Source organism: Asaia sp. A2 (assembly GCF_057319415.1).
In genome coordinates, this window is sequence record NZ_JBXWTO010000002.1 from 18,286 (window position 1) to 34,951 (window position 16,666).

Consider the following 16,666-nt stretch of genomic DNA (forward strand, 5'->3'; position numbering starts at 1 on the left):
ATCCACCCACCCCGCAGGATGGGTGGATTGCAGATTTCAGATCAATCGCCGTCGGGTAAAAGGCGAGGACGACTTACTTCTGATACCCCGCCTGACGGATGACGCGATTGGTGGCGGCATTGGCGGCTGAGAGGCCAGCGTCAACAGTGGTTGAGCCTGCCAGAACAGAGGCGATTGTCTGGCCAACCTGCGTGCCGATGCCCTGGAACGGGGTGATATCGACAAACTGTGCCCCGACATAGGGGCGCGGCTGGGCCGTCTGGCCAGAGGGGTTCGAGCTCTCGATGGCCTTCAGCACGAAAGAAGAGAACGGCGCGACCTTCTGGTATTCAGCAGACTGGTAGGACGAGCTGCGCGTCCCGGGGGGAATATTCACCCAGCCATCCGTCTTCGCCACAAGCTGGATATACTCTTTGGAGGTCGCCCACTGGATGAAGGTGCTGGCGGCCTCGGCGTGGGTGGACGATGCCGGAATGGCAAGGTTCCACGACCAGAGCCAGGTCGGGCCACCCTTGAAGCTGCCGGTGGGCAGAGAGGCAAAACCGACCTTGTCAGCCACAGAACTCTGCTTGGGGTCGAACACCGTACCCGCTGCACTGGTGGCATCGACCCAGATGGCGCAATGCCCTGTGGCGAAGAGGGACAGGTTCTCATTGAACCCGTTTGCACTGGCACCCGGCGGGCCAAATTGCCTGAGAATGGAGCTGTAATAGGTGATGGCGTTATGCCAGGCTGGGGTATTGAGCGTCGGCTTCCAGCTCATATCGAACCACTGGCCGCCAAAGCTCGTGACCATGGTGGTGACCACCGTCATGTTTTCGCCCCAGCCCGGCTTGCCGCGCAGGCAGATGCCATAGGTATCGGTCGATTTGTCGGTCGTCTTGGCGGCAAAGTCGCGTATCTGATCCCAGCTTGGCGTTTCGGGCATCGTGATCCCGGCCTTGGCGAAGAGATCCTTGCGGTAAAGCGTCATGACGCTCTCGGCATAGAAGGGCAGGGCATAGACCTTGCCCTCGTAGCTCACGCTCTCACGTACGGGCGCGATGATGTCCGGCAGGTCGTAGGCCGCAGACAGATTATCGAATTTGTAGAGCCAGCCCTGCTTCGCCCAGAGCGGAACCTCGTAATTGCCGATGGTGAGGATATCGAACTGACCGGCATGGGTGGCAATATCGGTCGTCACGCGCTGACGCAGCACGTTTTCCTCAAGCGTGACCCAGTTCAGATGGATATCGGGATGCGCTTTCTCGAACACGCTCGACAGCTTGCGCATCTCGATCATCTGCACATTGTTGACGGTCGCAATCGTCAGGGTCGTATCGGCCTTGGCCTGGGCGCCAAGTCCCAGCCCGAGGGCGGCGCTGGCCAGAAGCAGGGATTTCTTCATATGGGCTGTCCTTGGAAAAACTCTGGTGAGGTAAGGCGCTATTGTGGACTCTGGCTGGCAGCAAAGATGTCTGCCATGCGGGACAGGCGGAGCCATATTCCGCAAGGGGGCGGCTTAAATGTAACAGGCGTTCCCCGCTGACCGGTGTTCAGGGCACCGCAAACAGGGCAGGGTGATATCAAGGCTGTGGGTAGCGGGGTCGGTATGATGCCTGAGCATGGATCACGTAACTTCTGGCGTTCGGGTTCCTGCGTCCCATTCCTTGAGGAAACGCGTCGGCACACGCTGTCATCCTTTCAGAAAATTAACAAGAAGATGACAAGTCTGTAACATGAATGTGTTATGCGTGTCCGTGCCTTGTGGGGTGGGCAGGCATTGGCAGGTTGCGCCTTGCGGTGTGGGCGGTAGAGGCTCTGTAACAATTCATACAATCTGTAGTGCTTTCGACCTAGTTCTCCGCATTCTTCTTGCTAATACGGAGGTCAAGGACATCGTTCTTGGTGTCTTCACAAATATAGGAAGATGACGAGCATGATCTCGAAGAAAACTTTCTGCATGTTGGCACTCGCTGCCGCGCCTTCTCTTGCGGCTCTTGCCTATGCACATCCTCCGGTTTCCGGTCCTGTTGGTCCCGTTCCCCCGCCGCCGGGCCGTATGGGCATGATGATGCCCCCGCCGCTGATGGGCATGCTGCGCGGCGTGGATCTGACGAAGGAGCAGCGCGACAAGATCCATGCCCTCATGCATGCCCATCGTCAGGATCGTCGCGAGGCAATGCACCAGCGTCGTGATCTGGATACCCAGATTGGCGCCCTGCTTCTTGCCAAGGGGCCTGTCGACAAGGCGAAACTCGATGGGCTGATCAAGCAGAAGGAGGCGCTCAACGCCAAGGATGAAGAGGCGATGGCCGCCGATGCCGTGGCTATCCACGATGTTCTGACACCCGAGCAGGTCGACAAGGCCCGCGTGACGCAGGACAAGCTCGACGCGCTTGAAGGCCAGATCCGTGATCTGCTGCGTCCCCCCCATGTAAAGGGCGCCGCCGACAAGGATGACGACGACGCACCCTGATTCCGCAACCCCGCGAGGTGCTGCCGAGGGGGCGGGTAGCCGCCCCTGAAGGTCGGGTCTACGACGATCACTGCTGCTCACCCTGTGTGCGTCGGGCGGCCTGATTGATGGTGTGACCGGGAAGAAGAGGGGCGGGTGGGGCAGATCGCTGTCCTGCCTGCCCCTTTTTCTGTCATCATGATGCCGAAACGAGGGCAGGCGGGCGCAGGGCAGGTTTTGCCTTGACTTTGCCGCGATACCCCTTTAGCTCCCTGTCCAGATTTGAAACGCCACCCCGCGAAGGCTCGCGCAGTGGCGTCTTTCTGTTGCTTATAAGGGTTCCACGTGTTCGACACGCTTTCTGGCAAACTTTCCGGTGTATTTGAGGGTCTGTCCAAGCGCGGCAGGCTGTCCGAGGCGGATGTTGCCGAGGCGATGCGCGAAGTGCGTCTGGCCATGCTGGATGCCGACGTGGCGCTGCCCGTCGTGCGTGACTTCGTCAACAAGGTCAAGGAAAAGGCCGTCGGAACGGAGGTGCTGGAGAGCATTTCTCCCGGTCAGGCCGTTGCCAAAATCGTCAATGACGCCTTGATCGAGGCGCTTGGCGGTGCGGGCAATGTGCCGCTGAACCTTGCTGCTGCGGCGCCGGTGCCCGTCCTGATGGTCGGTCTTCAGGGCTCCGGCAAGACCACGACATCGGGCAAGATTGCCCTGCGCCTTCTGACCCGTGAGCGCAAGCGCGTTCTGTTGGCCTCGCTCGACGTGCAGCGTCCTGCCGCGCAGCTTCAGCTTCAGCAGCTGGCGGAGCGCGTCGGCGTGGGCTCGCTTCCTATCATCGCCGGTCAGCAGCCTGTCGAGATTGCAAAGCGCGCTCTCGAGACGGGCCGTCGCGAAGGCTATGATGTCGTCATTCTCGATACGGCAGGTCGTCTGTCGATCGACGAAGCCCTGATGCAGGAAGTGCGCGACGTACGCGATGCGACCAGTCCGGTCGAAACGCTGCTCGTGGTCGATGCCATGACGGGTCAGGACGCGGTGAACACCGCGCAGCGCTTCAACGAGGCGGTTGGCATCACCGGTGTCGTCATGACCCGTATGGATGGCGATGCGCGCGGTGGTGCGGCGCTGTCGATGCGCGCCATCACCGGCGCCCCTATCAAGCTGGTGGGTCTGGGCGAAAAGCTTGAGGCGCTGGACGATTTCTATCCCGAGCGCGTGGCCGGTCGTATTCTCGGCCTTGGCGATATCGCCGGGCTGGTCGAGAAGGCCAGCGAGACGCTCGACCATGAAGAGAGCGAACGCGTCGCCAAGAAGATGATGGCGGGCAAGTTCGACCTCGACGATTATGCCTCGCAGCTGCGTCAGATCGGCAAGATGGGTTCCATCTCCGGTATCGTCGGCATGCTGCCCGGTATGGGCAAGCTGAAGGACAAGCTTGGCGATCAGGATCTCGATACCTCGATCTTCCGGCGCCATCAGGCCATCATTTCTTCAATGACCAAGGACGAGCGCAAGACGCCCTCGATCATCAAGGCCTCTCGCAAGAAGCGTATTGCTGCCGGTTCCGGCACGACGGTTCAGGAGGTCAACAAGTTGCTCAAGCAGTTTGACGACATGTCCACCATCATGAAGCGCATCAGCAAGATGGGCCTCGGTGGCATGAAACAGATGCTTTCCGGTCTCATGTCGGGCGGTGCTCCCGGCGGGCGGCCCGGCGGTGGCTTTGGTGGCCCGCGCCGCTAACCCCATCCGGCATGATTTCACATAGTTTACGATACCCTGGAGTTTAAAAAATGAGCGTTAAGATCCGCCTTTCGCGTGCAGGTGCCAAGAAGCGTCCGTACTACCACATCGTGATTTCAGACAGCCGCAGCCCGCGTGACGGACGCTTCATCGAGAAGGTTGGCGCCTACAACCCGATGCTGCCTTCCGATCACGCCGACCGCATCCGTCTGAACGACGAGCGTATCAAGCATTGGCTGTCGAACGGCGCGCAGGCGACCGATCGCGTTGCCCGCTTCCTTGGCAATGCCGGTCTGATCGAAAAGCCCGTTTACAACGAGCAGCCCAAGCAGTCTGCGCCGAAGAAGCGCGCCCAGGAGCGTGCAGCCGCCAAGGCCGCAGCCTGAGCCGTAGACCAGGGATAGGCTTCAGTATTCCATGACGACCGTCAGCGCCCCTTCGGATGTATCGAAAGATATTCTGGTCGCGACCGTGGGCAGGCCCCATGGCGTGAAGGGGCTCGTGCATCTTTTCGCGGCAACCGATGACCCGGCTTCGGTCGAGGATATCGGGGCATTGCATGACGAGAAGGGGCGCGTATGGCGGGCGGAATGGCAGGGTCATGGCATCGCACGTCTGTTCGACGCGTCGGGTCGCCCCGTTACTGACCGCGATGAAGCGTCGCGTCTCGTGAACCTCAAGCTCTATGTCGGCCGGGACTGCCTGCCCGATACGGATGAGGACGAGTTCTATCATGCCGATCTGATCGGGCTGCGCGCCGAAACCCGCGAGGGCACGGTGCTGGGCACGGTTGCGGTCATTCATGATTACGGCGCGGGTGTCAGCCTCGAAATCACGGCCGCAGGGCAGGATGACAAGGGTCAGGATCTGATCGTGCCCTTCACCCATGCCTGTGTGCCCGAAATCCTGTTCGATCAGGGCCGGATCATTGTCGAGCCGCCGCATGAGGTGGAAGTCGAGGGTGATCTGTCGGGCAAGGCCGATGTGGCGGTGCGTTCATGACCTGGCGCGCTGATATTCTCACCCTTTTTCCGGACATGTTTCCGGGGCCGCTGGGGTTCTCCCTGGCGGGGCGAGCGCTTGAAGAAGGCGTCTGGTCTTTGGGTGTGCATGATCTGCGTGATTTCGGTCGCGGGCGTCATCGCGCCGTGGATGACACGCCATTCGGTGGTGGCGCGGGCATGGTGCTTCGGGCCGATGTGGTTGCCGAGGCGCTGGACTCGATCGAAGCCGATGGCCGCCCGGTCATCTACCCGACGCCGCGTGGCGCACGCCTGACACAGGCGCAGTCGCGCGAGTTCGCATCGGGTGACGGGGTTGTGGTGCTGTGCGGGCGCTTCGAGGGCGTTGACGAGCGTGTTCTGGAGCGACGCAATGTCGTGCAGATTTCGCTTGGCGATTTCGTGCTGTCGGGCGGGGAAATCCCTGCCTATGCACTGCTCGATTCCTGCGTGCGCCTTCTGCCCGGTGTGATGGGGTCCGAGCTGAGCGATGCCGAAGAAAGCTTCGGTGACGGTCTGCTTGAATACCCGCATTACACCAAGCCAGCCTCATGGGATGGCATGGATGTGCCGGACATCCTGCTTTCAGGACATCATGCTGCGATTGCGGCCTGGCGTCACGAGCAGGCCTGCCTTGTGACACAGGCCAGACGCCCCGACCTCTGGGCGGCCTATGCTGAAGCCAAGACCAACAGATAAATTTTCGTTTTCTCGGAGAAGTACCATGAACATTGTCCAGCAGTATGAGGCGCGCGAAATCGAGCGTCTGACCGCCGCCCGTCCGGTTCCAGAATTCCAGGCCGGTGACACCGTGCGCGTTGGCGTGCGCGTTGTTGAAGGCACGCGTGAGCGCGTACAGGCCTACGAAGGCGTTGTGATTGCCCGTTCCAACAAGGGCCTGAACAGCAACTTCACGGTTCGCAAGATTTCGAACGGTGAAGGCGTTGAGCGTATCTTCCCGCTCTACTCCCCTTCCATCGCTGAGATCGCTGTTGTCCGTCGTGGCAAGGTGCGTCGTGCAAAGCTGTATTATCTGCGTGAGCGTAGCGGCAAGTCGGCTCGTATCGCCGAGCGTCCCCGTGACGTTGTCAAGACGGCTTCCTAAATCAGGATAGTCAAAACCGGTTCATGACGAAGGAGAGTATGGTGGCGCGAACATTGTTCGATAAAATCTGGGATGACCATGTGGTCGAACGCCTCCCGGACGGCACCTGCATCCTATACATAGACCGGCACCTTCTCCATGAGGTGACAAGCCCGCAGGCTTTCGAGGGCCTGCGGATGTCCGGGCGGCGCCTGCGTCGTCCGGATGCGACGGTTGCCGTGGTCGATCACAATGTGCCGACCTCGGACCGCTCGCTGCCGATCGAGGAGCCGGAATCCCGGCTCCAGATCGAGACGCTCGAAAAGAACGTTGCCGAATTCGGCGTTCCCTATTTCAAGCTGCGCTCGAAAGACCAGGGGATCGTGCATGTGGTGGGACCCGAGCAGGGCATCTCCCTGCCTGGCATGACCATCGTCTGCGGTGACAGCCATACCTCGACCCATGGTGCGATGGGGGCTCTGGCCTTCGGTATCGGCACCTCAGAGGTCGAGCATGTCATGGCCACGCAGACCCTGCTGCAGAAGCCGGCCAAGAACATGCGCATCACGGTGGCAGGCCAGGTTGGGCCCGGCGTGACGGCCAAGGACATCATGCTCGCCATCATCGGCAAGATCGGGACCGCTGGCGGAACGGGTCACGTGATGGAGTTCGCAGGCGACGCCATCCGTGCGCTCGACATGGCCGGGCGCATGACGCTGTGCAACATGTCGATCGAAGCAGGTGCCCGCGCCGGGTTGATTGCGCCGGACGAGACGACCTTTGCCTATGTCGAGGGCCGCCGCTTTGCCCCCAAAGGCGAAGATTTCGAGAAGGCCTGCGCCTATTGGCGCACCCTGGCCACCGATGACGGTGCGGTGTTCGACACTGAGGTGACGCTCGATGCCGCCTCCATCCAGCCCAATCTAACCTGGGGTACCAGCCCCGAGGACGTTATTGGTATTGATGGCATCGTGCCCGATCCGGCAAGCTGCAACGATCCGGCCCGTGCGCGTCAGGTACAGCGTATGCTCGATTATATGGGTCTCGAAGCCGGTCAGAAGATCGCCGGGACCAAGATCGACGTAGCGTTTATCGGCTCCTGCACCAATAGCCGCATCGAGGATCTGCGCTCAGCAGCCGCCATTGCCAAGGGCCGCCATGTGGCGCCGGGTGTGCGCGCCATGGTCGTGCCGGGGTCGGGCCATGTGAAGGCCGCCGCCGAAGCCGAAGGGCTGGATCAGATTTTCCGCGAAGCGGGATTTGAATGGCGCGAGGCCGGGTGCTCGATGTGCCTGGGCATGAACCCGGACAAGCTGACATCTGGCCAGCGCTGTGCCTCGACCTCAAACCGTAATTTTGAAGGGCGTCAGGGGCCGGGTGGTCGGACGCATCTCTGCTCGCCTGCGATGGCTGCTGCGGCGGCGGTCACAGGCTGCTTTGTCGATGTGCGGGAGATGGCATAATGGACAAGTTCACCACACTCACCGCCATTGCGGCCCCGATGCCGGTCGAGAACATCGACACGGACCAGATTATCCCGGCACGTTTTCTCAAGACCATCCAGCGCAGCGGCCTTGGCAAGAACGCCTTTGCCGCGCAGCGCTACAACGAGGACGGATCGGAAAAGCCGGAATTCGTGCTGAATCGCGAGCCCTACCGCCAGGCCGAGATTCTGGTCACGCTGGACAATTTCGGCTGCGGTTCCTCGCGTGAACACGCGCCTTGGGCGCTGCTGGATTTCGGTATCCGCTGCGTGATTGCGCCGAGCTTTGCAGATATCTTCTTCAATAACTGCTTCAAGAACGGCATCCTGCCGATCCGTCTGCCGCGCGAAATCTGTGAGAGCCTCATGGAAGATGCGCAGATGGGGTCCAATGCCCGCATCACTGTCGATCTGGAGAAGCAGGTCGTTCAGCGTCCCGATGGCAGCACCATTGCGTTTGAGGTTGATGCGTTTCGCAAGCACATGCTGATCGAGGGGCTCGATGATATCGGGCAGACCCTGCAGCATGACAGCGCCATCGCGTCCTTCGAGCAGAAGCGCCAGAGAGACGAATCCTGGCGCCCCACCATTGTGATGGAGACGGTTTCGTGAGCCAGGCCCATAAGCTACTCGTTCTTCCCGGCGACGGGATTGGCCCCGAGGTCATGCGCGAAGTCGTCAAGATTGCGCGCTGGCTGGACGAGGCCAAGGGCCTCAAGCTGGACATGACGGAAGAGCTCGTCGGGGGGGCTTCGCTGGCTGTTCACGGCGTGCCGCTGCGCCCCGAAGTTGTGGCGCTGGCCAAGGAAGCCGATGCCGTGCTGTTCGGCTCGGTTGGCGATCCGAAATGGAGCGAGGTCTCGTTCGACAAGCGCCCCGAGGCGGCTATTCTGGGCCTGCGTCAGGAACTCGAGCTTTTCGCCAATCTGCGCCCGGCTCAGGTCTTTCCGCCTCTGGTCAATGCCTCCTCGCTGAAGCCGGAACTCGTGGCCGGTCTCGACATCATGATCGTTCGCGAGACGGTGGGTGGCATCTATTTTGGCGAGCCACGTGGCATCGAAACGCTGGCCGATGGCTCACAGCGCGGAATCAATACCGAAGTCTATGCGACCTCGGAAATCGAGCGCGTGGCCCGTGTTGCGTTCGAACTGGCCCGTCTGCGCGATAATCGCGTCTGCTCGGTCGAGAAGTGCAACGTGATGGAAAGCGGTCTGCTGTGGAAGCAGGTTGTGACCGCGCTGCATGCGCGTGAGTACAGCGATGTCACGCTCAGCCATATGCTGGCCGATAACTGCGCCATGCAGCTGGTTCGCAACCCGAAGCAGTTCGACGTGATCGTGACCGGCAATCTGTTTGGTGACCTTCTTTCCGATCTGGCCTCCATGCTGACCGGCTCGCTGGGCATGCTGCCCTCGGCCACGCTGGGCCCGGTGCAGGAGAGCGGCAAGCGCCATGCGCTGTACGAGCCCATTCATGGTTCGGCACCGGATATTGCAGGGCAGGGTATTGCAAACCCGCTGGCGCAGATCCTCTCTTTCGCCATGCTGCTGCGTTATTCGCTTCAGCGTGAAGACGAGGCCTGCCTGATCGAGAAGGCGGTATCAAATGTGCTCGCCAGTGGCTTGCGCACGGCCGATATCATGTCCGATGGTATGAACCGCGTCGGCACCGAGGAAATGGGCGCCGCTGTTCTTCAGGAAATGCAGAAGCTGGCCTGAGAGCCAGCCGGAGGAAGATATGTCCCTGATCGCTGCCCGGCTCAACCGGATCTCTCCCAGCCAGACGATCGCCATCACGCAGAAAGCGCGGGCCCTGAAAGAAGCAGGGCGGGACATTATCAGCCTCTCTGCCGGTGAGCCGGATTTCGACACGCCGCAAAACGTCAAGCAGGCCGCCTGCGACGCCATCGCCCGTGGCGAGACGCGCTATACGGACGTTGCTGGAACGGCCCCGCTGCGCAAGGCGGTTGCCGCCTGGCTGAACCGTGATTTCGGCCTCGATTACAAGGCAGAGGAGATTGTCGTCTCCACGGGCGGCAAGCAGGTCATCTATGACGTGTTCACGGCCACGCTCGATGCTGGGGACGAGGTGATCATCCCGGCACCGGCCTGGGTCTCCTATCCCGATATTGTGGCGCTGGCCGATGGCACGCCTGTCATCGTTCAGACAAATCCCGAGAACGGCTTCCGGCTCGACGCCGAAGCCCTTCGTGCAGCGATCACGCCCAGGACCAAGTGGCTGGTGCTCAACTCGCCCTGCAACCCGACCGGCGCGGTTTACTCTGAAGCCGATCTGCGTGCGCTGTGCGACGTGCTGCTTGATCACCCGCGCATCTGGGTGCTGACCGACGATATCTATGCCAAGCTGGTCTATGACGGCCATGTGAGCAAGACACTGGTGCAGGTTGAACCGAAGCTGCGCGAGCGCGTGGTGACCATGAATGGTGTGTCCAAGGCCTATGCCATGACGGGCTGGCGCATCGGTTTCTCGGCTGCGCCCGTCGAACTGACCAAGGCGCTCATCAAGCTTCAGGGACAGAGCACGAGCAATCCTTGCTCTATCGCTCAGGCCGCAGCGCTTGAGGCTGTGACAGGACCGCAGGATTTCATCGGTGAGATGGTGTCAGTCTATCAGGGCCGACGCGATCTCGTCCTGTCCATGCTGGCTCAGGCACCGGGTCTGACCTGCACAAGACCAGAGGGCGCATTCTATGTGTTCCCCTCCATCGCGGGGCTGATCGGCAAGAAGACAACGTCCGGCAAGGTCATCGAGAATGACGAGGTCTTTGTCACTGAACTGCTTGAGGAGACGGGTGTTGCCGCTGTCCATGGCAGCGCCTTCCTGACGCCTGGATATTTCCGTATCTCTTATGCGACCGATACCGAGAGCCTGCGCGAGGCTTGCACCCGTATCCAGCGCTTCTGCGCCGCTCTGAGCTGAAGCAGTGAGTTTTCGTCTTGCGCAGCGCCTGCACGGCCTGCCGCAGCCTGCCACCATAGCCATGTCCGCCAAGGCGCGCACCCTGCGTGCGGCGGGTGTGGACGTAATTTCCCTCGCATTGGGCGAGCCCGATTTTCCTTCACCGCCTGAGGCAGTGGAGGCGGCCTATCAGGCGGGGCTGCGCGGCGATACGAAATATCCACCCGTTGGCGGTCAGCCCGCGCTCAAGGCCGCCGTTGCGAAGAAATTTCTCGACGAAAACGGGCTAAGCTACGCACCGGAAGAGATTCTGATCGGCAATGGTGGCAAGCAGCTCATCTACAATGCCTTTGCCGCAACCATCGACCCGGGCGATGAGGTGATTGTCCCCGTGCCCTATTGGGTGAGTTATCCGATCATTGCGCAGATGATGGGCGGCGTTGCGGTACCGGTACCCTGCCTTGAGAGCGATCGGTTTCGACTGCGTGCCGAAGCTTTGCGCGCTGCGATTACGCCGCACACACGCTGGCTGGTCCTGAATTTCCCGAACAATCCCAGCGGGGCCATTCTCGAACGCGATGATCTGGAGGCGATCGCCGCTGTACTGCGTGACGCGCCGCATGTTCTGGTCATGGCCGATGAGATCTATGAGCATCTGACTTTCGACGGACGCCGTCATGTGTCTCTTGCTTCTGTTGCGCCGGATCTGAAAGACCGCATCCTGACGATCAATGGCATGGCCAAGGCCTATGCCATGACTGGATGGCGTGTCGGGTTTTGTGGTGGGCCTCAGCCCTTGATCAAGGCCATGACGAGCATCCAGAGCAACGCGACGTCAGGCATCTGCACGCTGGCGCAGGCGGGGGCAGTGGCCGCGCTGGCCACACCGGCGGCGGGACGCGATACCATGCGTGATGTGTATCAGCAGCGGCGCGACATTGTTGTCACGGCCCTGCGCGCCATGAAGCATGTTTCCTGCGCCATGCCGGAGGGGGCTTTCTACGCGTTTCCGGGCATTGGTGCGGCGCTGGGCAAGACCACAGCCAAGGGACGCGTTCTGATTGATGATGTTGCGTTTGCCGAGGCGCTTCTGGAGGAAGCGCATGTGAGTGTGGTGCCGGGCAGTGCCTTCGGTCAGCCCGGTCATATCCGTCTCTCCGTCGCCGCCTCGGATGATATGCTGCGTGAAGCCTGTCAGCGTCTCTCGTATTTTCTCGATACGCTGGCCTGACCATTATTATGGGGGCAGTATTGCCCTTAGGGTTGTCAAACCGGGTGCGGGTCAAACCTGCTCCGACTAGAAGGGCGCCGTCTGGACGTGCGCTCCGGGGGATGCGACCATAAGGCATGATCACACCCTTTCCAGAATTCAATACGCTTGATTTTCCCACCCCGAGCCGTGAGAGCCTCGATCAGGCTTACGCGGTTATTGGCGAGACACTCGATTCCGGTGATATCGCTTCTGCCATCACCCTGTTCGATACGCAGCGCCGCGCCTATGAATCCTGGTCCGCGCTGGTCGAACTGCGTTTCGCGCAGGATACGCGTAATGCCGATTATGTGGCGGCTCGCAACTACGCCGATACGCTGACGCCTTACGCGACCGGGCTAGAGACCGATATCAAGAAGCGCCTCCTCGCGTCGCGAGAAGAGACCGCGAAGCATCTCTCCGCCCATGTGCTTTCCTTGTGGGAGGCCGATATCACCACCTTCGACGAGCGTATCGAGAGTATGCTGGCGGAAGAGGCCCGCCTTTGTGCGGAGTACACGGCGCTTCTCGCGGCGGCCGAGATTCCGTTTCGTGGTGAAACGCACAACCTCTCCGGCATCGAACCATTCCAGCAGGAGTCGGATCGGGCCACGCGTCATGAGGCTGAAGCGGCGCGCTGGAGCTTTTACGAAGCAAATGGTGAGACGCTGGACCGGATCTTCGACGATCTGGTGCGCGTACGTGTCGCAATGGCCCAGACGCTCGGGTTCAACTCCTATGTCGAGCTAGGTTACCGCCGCATGCGGCGCACGGATTACACGGCCCCAGATGTGGCCCGTTTCCGCGAGCGTATTGCCACCCATGTAACACCGTTGGTTCAGGCCCTGCTGCAACGCCGACAGCTTGAAATGGGCTGGGACAGTCTGAAGGCCTGGGATGAGGCCCTGGTCGATCCACGGGGTAATCCTGGCCCGGCTGGTGATTATGATCTGATGATCACCCGTGCCCGCGAGATGTTCTCGCGCCTCGATGAAAGCGGAGAAATGGCCGCGTTCTTCGCTGAAATGGTCGAGCGCGACTATGTCGATCTCAAAAACCGTGGGGGGAAGGCCGGGGGTGGCTTCTGTACGTCGTTTTCGACGCAGGGTACGCCATTCATCTTTGCCAATTTCAACGGAACACATGGCGATATCGGCGTCTTCACCCATGAGATGGGGCACGCCTATCAGAACTGGAAAAGCCGCTCACAACCGGTAATTGACATGCTCTGGCCCACCATGGAGGCAGCCGAGATCCATTCGATGGGGCTGGAGTTCCTGACCTGGCCAGAAATCGACTTGTTGGTGGAAGATGGGGCAGGCGAGCGTTATCGCCGACTGCACCTGATCGAGAGCCTGTGCTTCCTGCCCTACGGCGCCTGTGTGGATCATTTCCAGCACGAGATTTACGCCCACCCGGATATGACGCCGCAGGAACGCCACGCAACATGGCGGCGTCTGGAACAGCAGTATATGCCCTGGCGGGACTGGGGCGATCTGGCCTATCCGGCCAAGGGCGGCCGCTGGCAGGCCCAGCGCCACATTTATAATTCGCCGTTCTATTATATCGATTATACGCTCGCGCTGTGCGTGGCATTGCAGGTCTGGCTGATTGCCCAGGTCGATGCGCCACGCGCGCTCGATCTGTATCGCGGCCTCTGCGAGGTCGGCGGGAGCGAGGCTTTCTGCACCATCGTGCGTCAGGCCGGGCTGACTGTGCCGTTCGAGGACGATGCCTTGGCTGAGATTGTGCACGAGGCCGAGCAGATGCTCATGATGTGACGCCGGCACACTGATCCGGCGCAGCCGGATCAGGTATCGCGTCGACCCAGCCCCTTGGCATCCGTGGTTCGGGGCAGGTCGGCGCGATCGGGCGCGTTAGCCGCGACGATTCCACTTGTCCAGCAGATCAAGAACGGCCTGTGTGGACATGGCACGGGCATTGCCCAGCGTGTTCGCCCCATCGGCATTGAGCAGGGTGCGCCCGGGTGTAACGATCAGGACTGTGGGCACTTCGTGAATGGTCACGCCGTATTGCTTGGCGATGTCAAGATTCTGGTCGATGCGACCGACATTGACCGGCACGACAACAAATTGCGATTCGAGCCACTGCGCCACTTCGGGCTGCTCGAAGATGCCGGCGAGCATGCGGCAGTCAGGGCACCAGTTGCCGCCAAAATCGATCAGCACCTTGCGCTTGGTACGAGCCGCAGTGGCGAAGGCTTCCTCAACCTGTGTCTTGGCCAACGCGATATCAGGATAGACATCCTTCGCCGGTGTGATCTGCACATCCTTGTCGAGTACCGGCGGCGCGGGCGGTCCGTCTTCAGCATAGGCCACATTGCTGATAAAGGCAGGAGCCGCCACCGAGAGCGTCGAGAGACCGAGGGCAAGGGACGTCAAAACACCGAATTTGCGTTGGAACACGAGGCGGGCCTTTCGGTTGGCAGGGGCATTGGGGCAGGACAGCTGGGCCAGGGGCCCGGAGATAAAAGCGCTTGTCCGATGGCGAGGGGTTGAAAGTCTGACAGAGTATGAAATGTTTCCTGTCCCGTGGGAATACAAGAGAGCGAGGAACGCATCATGAAACAGCGCCAGCCCGTGAGCGATCCGGGTACAGAGGTCTCGATCACCACGACCCTGCTGCGTACCATCGGGCTTGTCGGTCTGACACTCGTCCTCGCCTGCCTGATCCGTTTTGTACCCTTTCTCTCCCACGGTGTGCAGTTCGTTGCAGGCACGCAAATCTGGCAGAAGCTCTATGCGCTGCTTGGCATCGACACGAGCCTCGGGCGTGAGCAGCTTATTCTGATCGGAATCATGATGGCGTGCTTCATCGTGGCTCTGGCTGTGCAGACCGGCCTGGTCTACGCGTTGTCGCGGTTCCGGCGCTGAGAAAGCCACGTCAGCACGGCAAGCAGCAGCCAAGACAGCATCGTGAGCGTGCCGCCCCAGGGTGCAATGAAACCGAGGGCTGGCCCGTTCAGGGCCAGCGTCACCACCGGGGCAACAAACAGGACCATGCCGAGCGCCATGAGATAGGCCGCCCAGCGCAGGCCGTTCCAGCCGCTCAGGGCAATACCCATGAGCGCAATGGTGTGCCACATGAGCATCTCAACGCCTCGTGCCAGCATAGCTCTGCCGCCGGGGATGAAGTGTGTATCCGGCAGATGGGCATCAAGCGCAGCCAGCATGACACCGGTACAGCCAGACAGCCCCGCCAAGGTCAGAATCAAACGTTGCCATCTCATCATGGGAAGCACACTCTTCATCGCTACGCGGTTCGGTCGGGAAAACAAACCTTTACCACACGCGTTGCACCGCCGGGATAACGAGAAAAAGGGAATGCCCATGAAATTCGGATTGAGACCTGAGCTGCGTGTTGGTCTTGCGCTTTTGCCGCTCTGTGCCTGCACGCCGGCCTATCCGAAGTTGCCTCCGCTCCCGGACAAGGCCCCGCCCTTTACGACGGCCGATGCCGCCTTCCTGCAGCAGGCCAATGAGCACGACCTTACGGAAATTGCTCTGGCAAAGCTGACGGTAGACCATGCTCGATCGAGCGACGTGAAAACGCTGGGTCAGGACGCACTGAAGGATTATGAGGCGCATCGTAAGACGCTGTCGACGTTGGCTGGCAAGCATGACCTTGCTCTCACCACCACCGTGCTGGCCGCCGATCAGGAGAAGACAGACCGACTGTCAAAGCTGCACGGCCCCGCATTCGATCGCGCCTATATGACGGCGATACGCGACGACGCCCAGGCCAATCAGGCATCCATTGGTACGGTGTTTACCACCACCAAGGACAGCGATGTGAAAGCTGCAGCGACCGATCTGCAGAAACTCGATCAGCGCTACATCTCTTCAGCTTTCAGCTGGCTGCCGCAACTCGCAACGCGCAAGCATCGGTCTGGCACGCACCGATGAGCGTACGCCTCGATCGGATCGTGACGCGCGGTGGTGATGGCGGGATGACATCCCTCGGCGATGGCGAGCGCGTGCGCAAGGATGATCCGTTGATCGAGGCGATGGGCTGTGTCGATGAACTCAATGCAGTGATTGGTCTGGTACGCCTTATCGGGGCCTTTGCGGACGAACTCGCTCGTATCCAGAATACGCTGTTCGATATCGGGGCAGTGCTGTGCATCCCGGCCCGTAACATTGGTATGAACGATATCGAAGCCGAGCTCTGTTGGCTGGAGAACGAGATCGAACGGTTACGGCAGGGGCAGGAGCCCCTGCGAAGTTTCGTATTGCCAGGGGGAACAGATGGAGCGGGCTGGGCGCATCTGGCGCGTACCATCGCCCGTCGATCAGAGCGGCGCCTTGTCACGTTGAATCAGACGCGACTTGCAGGCGGCGTAACGTTCCTCAACCGTCTTTCGGATTATTTTTTCGTTCTTGCGCGGCACTTTAACGATGATGGCCGCAAAGACGTGTTGTGGCAGCCGCGCGAGGCATAACACCTGCCTCGCAACGTGTCGCTGCATGAGTGCTGCCAATGGTCAGCAGGTCGTGGGTAACCGCGTTTGCGCTCTTATCGTCAATGATGGACAGATTTTCGTGAAAAAGTTCCCGCTAGATTGGCAAGTCGCTATGTGGTCGGACAAATATCTGTGATATACGTTAATATGTCACATGACAGCCCGCAGCTTGGGATCGAGTGCAAATCGCACCTGTAAGTTGATTTGTTTTCGCCATATGGGCATGTGCAAGCATAATCATATCATGGGATATAATTCGCGAGATTG

General features: G+C 60.4%; 18 protein-coding genes. 15 read left to right on the top strand and 3 right to left on the bottom strand.

Going from position 1 to position 16,666, the window contains the following annotated elements; genetic code table 11:
• Positions 1 to 73: 73 nt before the first annotated feature.
• Positions 74 to 1,387, bottom strand: coding sequence for an ABC transporter substrate-binding protein (locus ACWNRM_RS02395; RefSeq protein ID WP_485169338.1), 1,314 nt, complete (start codon positions 1,385 to 1,387; stop codon positions 74 to 76).
• Between the two features lie 555 nt (positions 1,388 to 1,942).
• On the opposite strand from ACWNRM_RS02395, the gene ACWNRM_RS02400 reads away from it, so the two are divergent.
• The 12 genes from ACWNRM_RS02400 to ACWNRM_RS02455 all read left to right on the top strand — a co-directional run bounded on the left by ACWNRM_RS02400 (position 1,943) and on the right by ACWNRM_RS02455 (position 13,697).
• A complete protein-coding gene (locus ACWNRM_RS02400; RefSeq protein ID WP_485169339.1) occupies positions 1,943 to 2,458 on the top strand; it encodes a Spy/CpxP family protein refolding chaperone in 516 nt (171 codons plus the stop codon).
• Between the two features lie 324 nt (positions 2,459 to 2,782).
• Positions 2,783 to 4,180, top strand: a complete 1,398-nt coding sequence (gene ffh / locus ACWNRM_RS02405; protein WP_485169340.1) for a signal recognition particle protein — start codon at positions 2,783 to 2,785, stop codon at positions 4,178 to 4,180.
• 50 nt (positions 4,181 to 4,230) lie between these two features.
• Positions 4,231 to 4,566, top strand: coding sequence for a 30S ribosomal protein S16 (rpsP, locus tag ACWNRM_RS02410; protein ID WP_025841964.1), 336 nt, complete (start codon positions 4,231 to 4,233; stop codon positions 4,564 to 4,566).
• A gap of 31 nt (positions 4,567 to 4,597) precedes the next feature.
• On the top strand, positions 4,598 to 5,182 hold the full coding sequence (gene rimM / locus ACWNRM_RS02415; protein WP_485169341.1) for a ribosome maturation factor RimM: 585 nt from the start codon (positions 4,598 to 4,600) through the stop codon (positions 5,180 to 5,182).
• Positions 5,179 to 5,880 (top strand): tRNA (guanosine(37)-N1)-methyltransferase TrmD, encoded by a 702-nt coding sequence (trmD, locus tag ACWNRM_RS02420; RefSeq protein ID WP_062164272.1) that lies wholly within the window; start codon positions 5,179 to 5,181, stop codon positions 5,878 to 5,880. The genes rimM and trmD overlap by 4 nt, the downstream gene beginning before the upstream one ends.
• Positions 5,881 to 5,905: 25 nt before the next feature.
• A complete protein-coding gene (rplS, locus tag ACWNRM_RS02425; protein WP_485169342.1) occupies positions 5,906 to 6,286 on the top strand; it encodes a 50S ribosomal protein L19 in 381 nt (126 codons plus the stop codon).
• A gap of 38 nt (positions 6,287 to 6,324) precedes the next feature.
• Positions 6,325 to 7,728 carry a 3-isopropylmalate dehydratase large subunit gene (leuC, locus tag ACWNRM_RS02430; RefSeq protein ID WP_485169505.1) on the top strand — a complete coding sequence of 468 codons (1,404 nt, stop codon included), beginning with the start codon at positions 6,325 to 6,327 and terminating at the stop codon, positions 7,726 to 7,728.
• Positions 7,728 to 8,360, top strand: a complete 633-nt coding sequence (gene leuD / locus ACWNRM_RS02435) for a 3-isopropylmalate dehydratase small subunit (protein WP_485169343.1) — start codon at positions 7,728 to 7,730, stop codon at positions 8,358 to 8,360. Before leuC ends, leuD begins: the two co-directional genes overlap by 1 nt.
• The gene (gene leuB, locus ACWNRM_RS02440; protein WP_485169344.1) at positions 8,357 to 9,466 is read left to right on the top strand and encodes a 3-isopropylmalate dehydrogenase; all 1,110 of its coding nucleotides are present in this window, start codon (positions 8,357 to 8,359) and stop codon (positions 9,464 to 9,466) included. The genes leuD and leuB overlap by 4 nt, the downstream gene beginning before the upstream one ends.
• A gap of 19 nt (positions 9,467 to 9,485) precedes the next feature.
• On the top strand, positions 9,486 to 10,688 hold the full coding sequence (locus ACWNRM_RS02445) for a pyridoxal phosphate-dependent aminotransferase (RefSeq protein ID WP_485169345.1): 1,203 nt from the start codon (positions 9,486 to 9,488) through the stop codon (positions 10,686 to 10,688).
• Positions 10,689 to 10,692: 4 nt separating this feature from the next.
• Entirely contained in the window at positions 10,693 to 11,898 is a 1,206-nt protein-coding gene (locus ACWNRM_RS02450; protein WP_485169346.1) for a pyridoxal phosphate-dependent aminotransferase, read from the top strand.
• A gap of 116 nt (positions 11,899 to 12,014) precedes the next feature.
• The gene (locus ACWNRM_RS02455) at positions 12,015 to 13,697 is read left to right on the top strand and encodes a M3 family oligoendopeptidase (RefSeq protein ID WP_485169347.1); all 1,683 of its coding nucleotides are present in this window, start codon (positions 12,015 to 12,017) and stop codon (positions 13,695 to 13,697) included.
• Positions 13,698 to 13,793: 96 nt separating this feature from the next.
• Here ACWNRM_RS02455 and ACWNRM_RS02460 read toward each other — a convergent pair whose 3' ends face one another.
• On the bottom strand, positions 13,794 to 14,342 hold the full coding sequence (locus tag ACWNRM_RS02460; RefSeq protein ID WP_485172142.1) for a thioredoxin family protein: 549 nt from the start codon (positions 14,340 to 14,342) through the stop codon (positions 13,794 to 13,796).
• A 156-nt stretch (positions 14,343 to 14,498) separates the two neighbouring features.
• On the opposite strand from ACWNRM_RS02460, the gene ACWNRM_RS02465 reads away from it, so the two are divergent.
• Entirely contained in the window at positions 14,499 to 14,810 is a 312-nt protein-coding gene (locus ACWNRM_RS02465; RefSeq protein WP_485169349.1) for a hypothetical protein, read from the top strand.
• On the opposite strand, the gene ACWNRM_RS02470 is transcribed toward ACWNRM_RS02465, so the two are convergent.
• Entirely contained in the window at positions 14,783 to 15,169 is a 387-nt protein-coding gene (locus tag ACWNRM_RS02470; RefSeq protein ID WP_485169350.1) for a DUF423 domain-containing protein, read from the bottom strand. The two genes, ACWNRM_RS02465 and ACWNRM_RS02470, sit on opposite strands and share 28 nt — an antisense overlap.
• Before the next feature lie 97 nt (positions 15,170 to 15,266).
• Here ACWNRM_RS02470 and ACWNRM_RS02475 point away from each other — a divergent pair, with 97 nt between their 5' ends.
• Both ACWNRM_RS02475 and ACWNRM_RS02480 read left to right on the top strand, forming a co-directional pair.
• Complete coding sequence (locus ACWNRM_RS02475) at positions 15,267 to 15,842, top strand: DUF4142 domain-containing protein (RefSeq protein WP_485169351.1); 576 nt, start codon at positions 15,267 to 15,269, stop codon at positions 15,840 to 15,842.
• Positions 15,839 to 16,378: a cob(I)yrinic acid a,c-diamide adenosyltransferase gene (locus tag ACWNRM_RS02480; RefSeq protein WP_485169352.1), complete on the top strand. Its 540-nt coding sequence runs from the start codon at positions 15,839 to 15,841 to the stop codon at positions 16,376 to 16,378. Before ACWNRM_RS02475 ends, ACWNRM_RS02480 begins: the two co-directional genes overlap by 4 nt.
• Positions 16,379 to 16,666 lie beyond the last annotated feature (288 nt).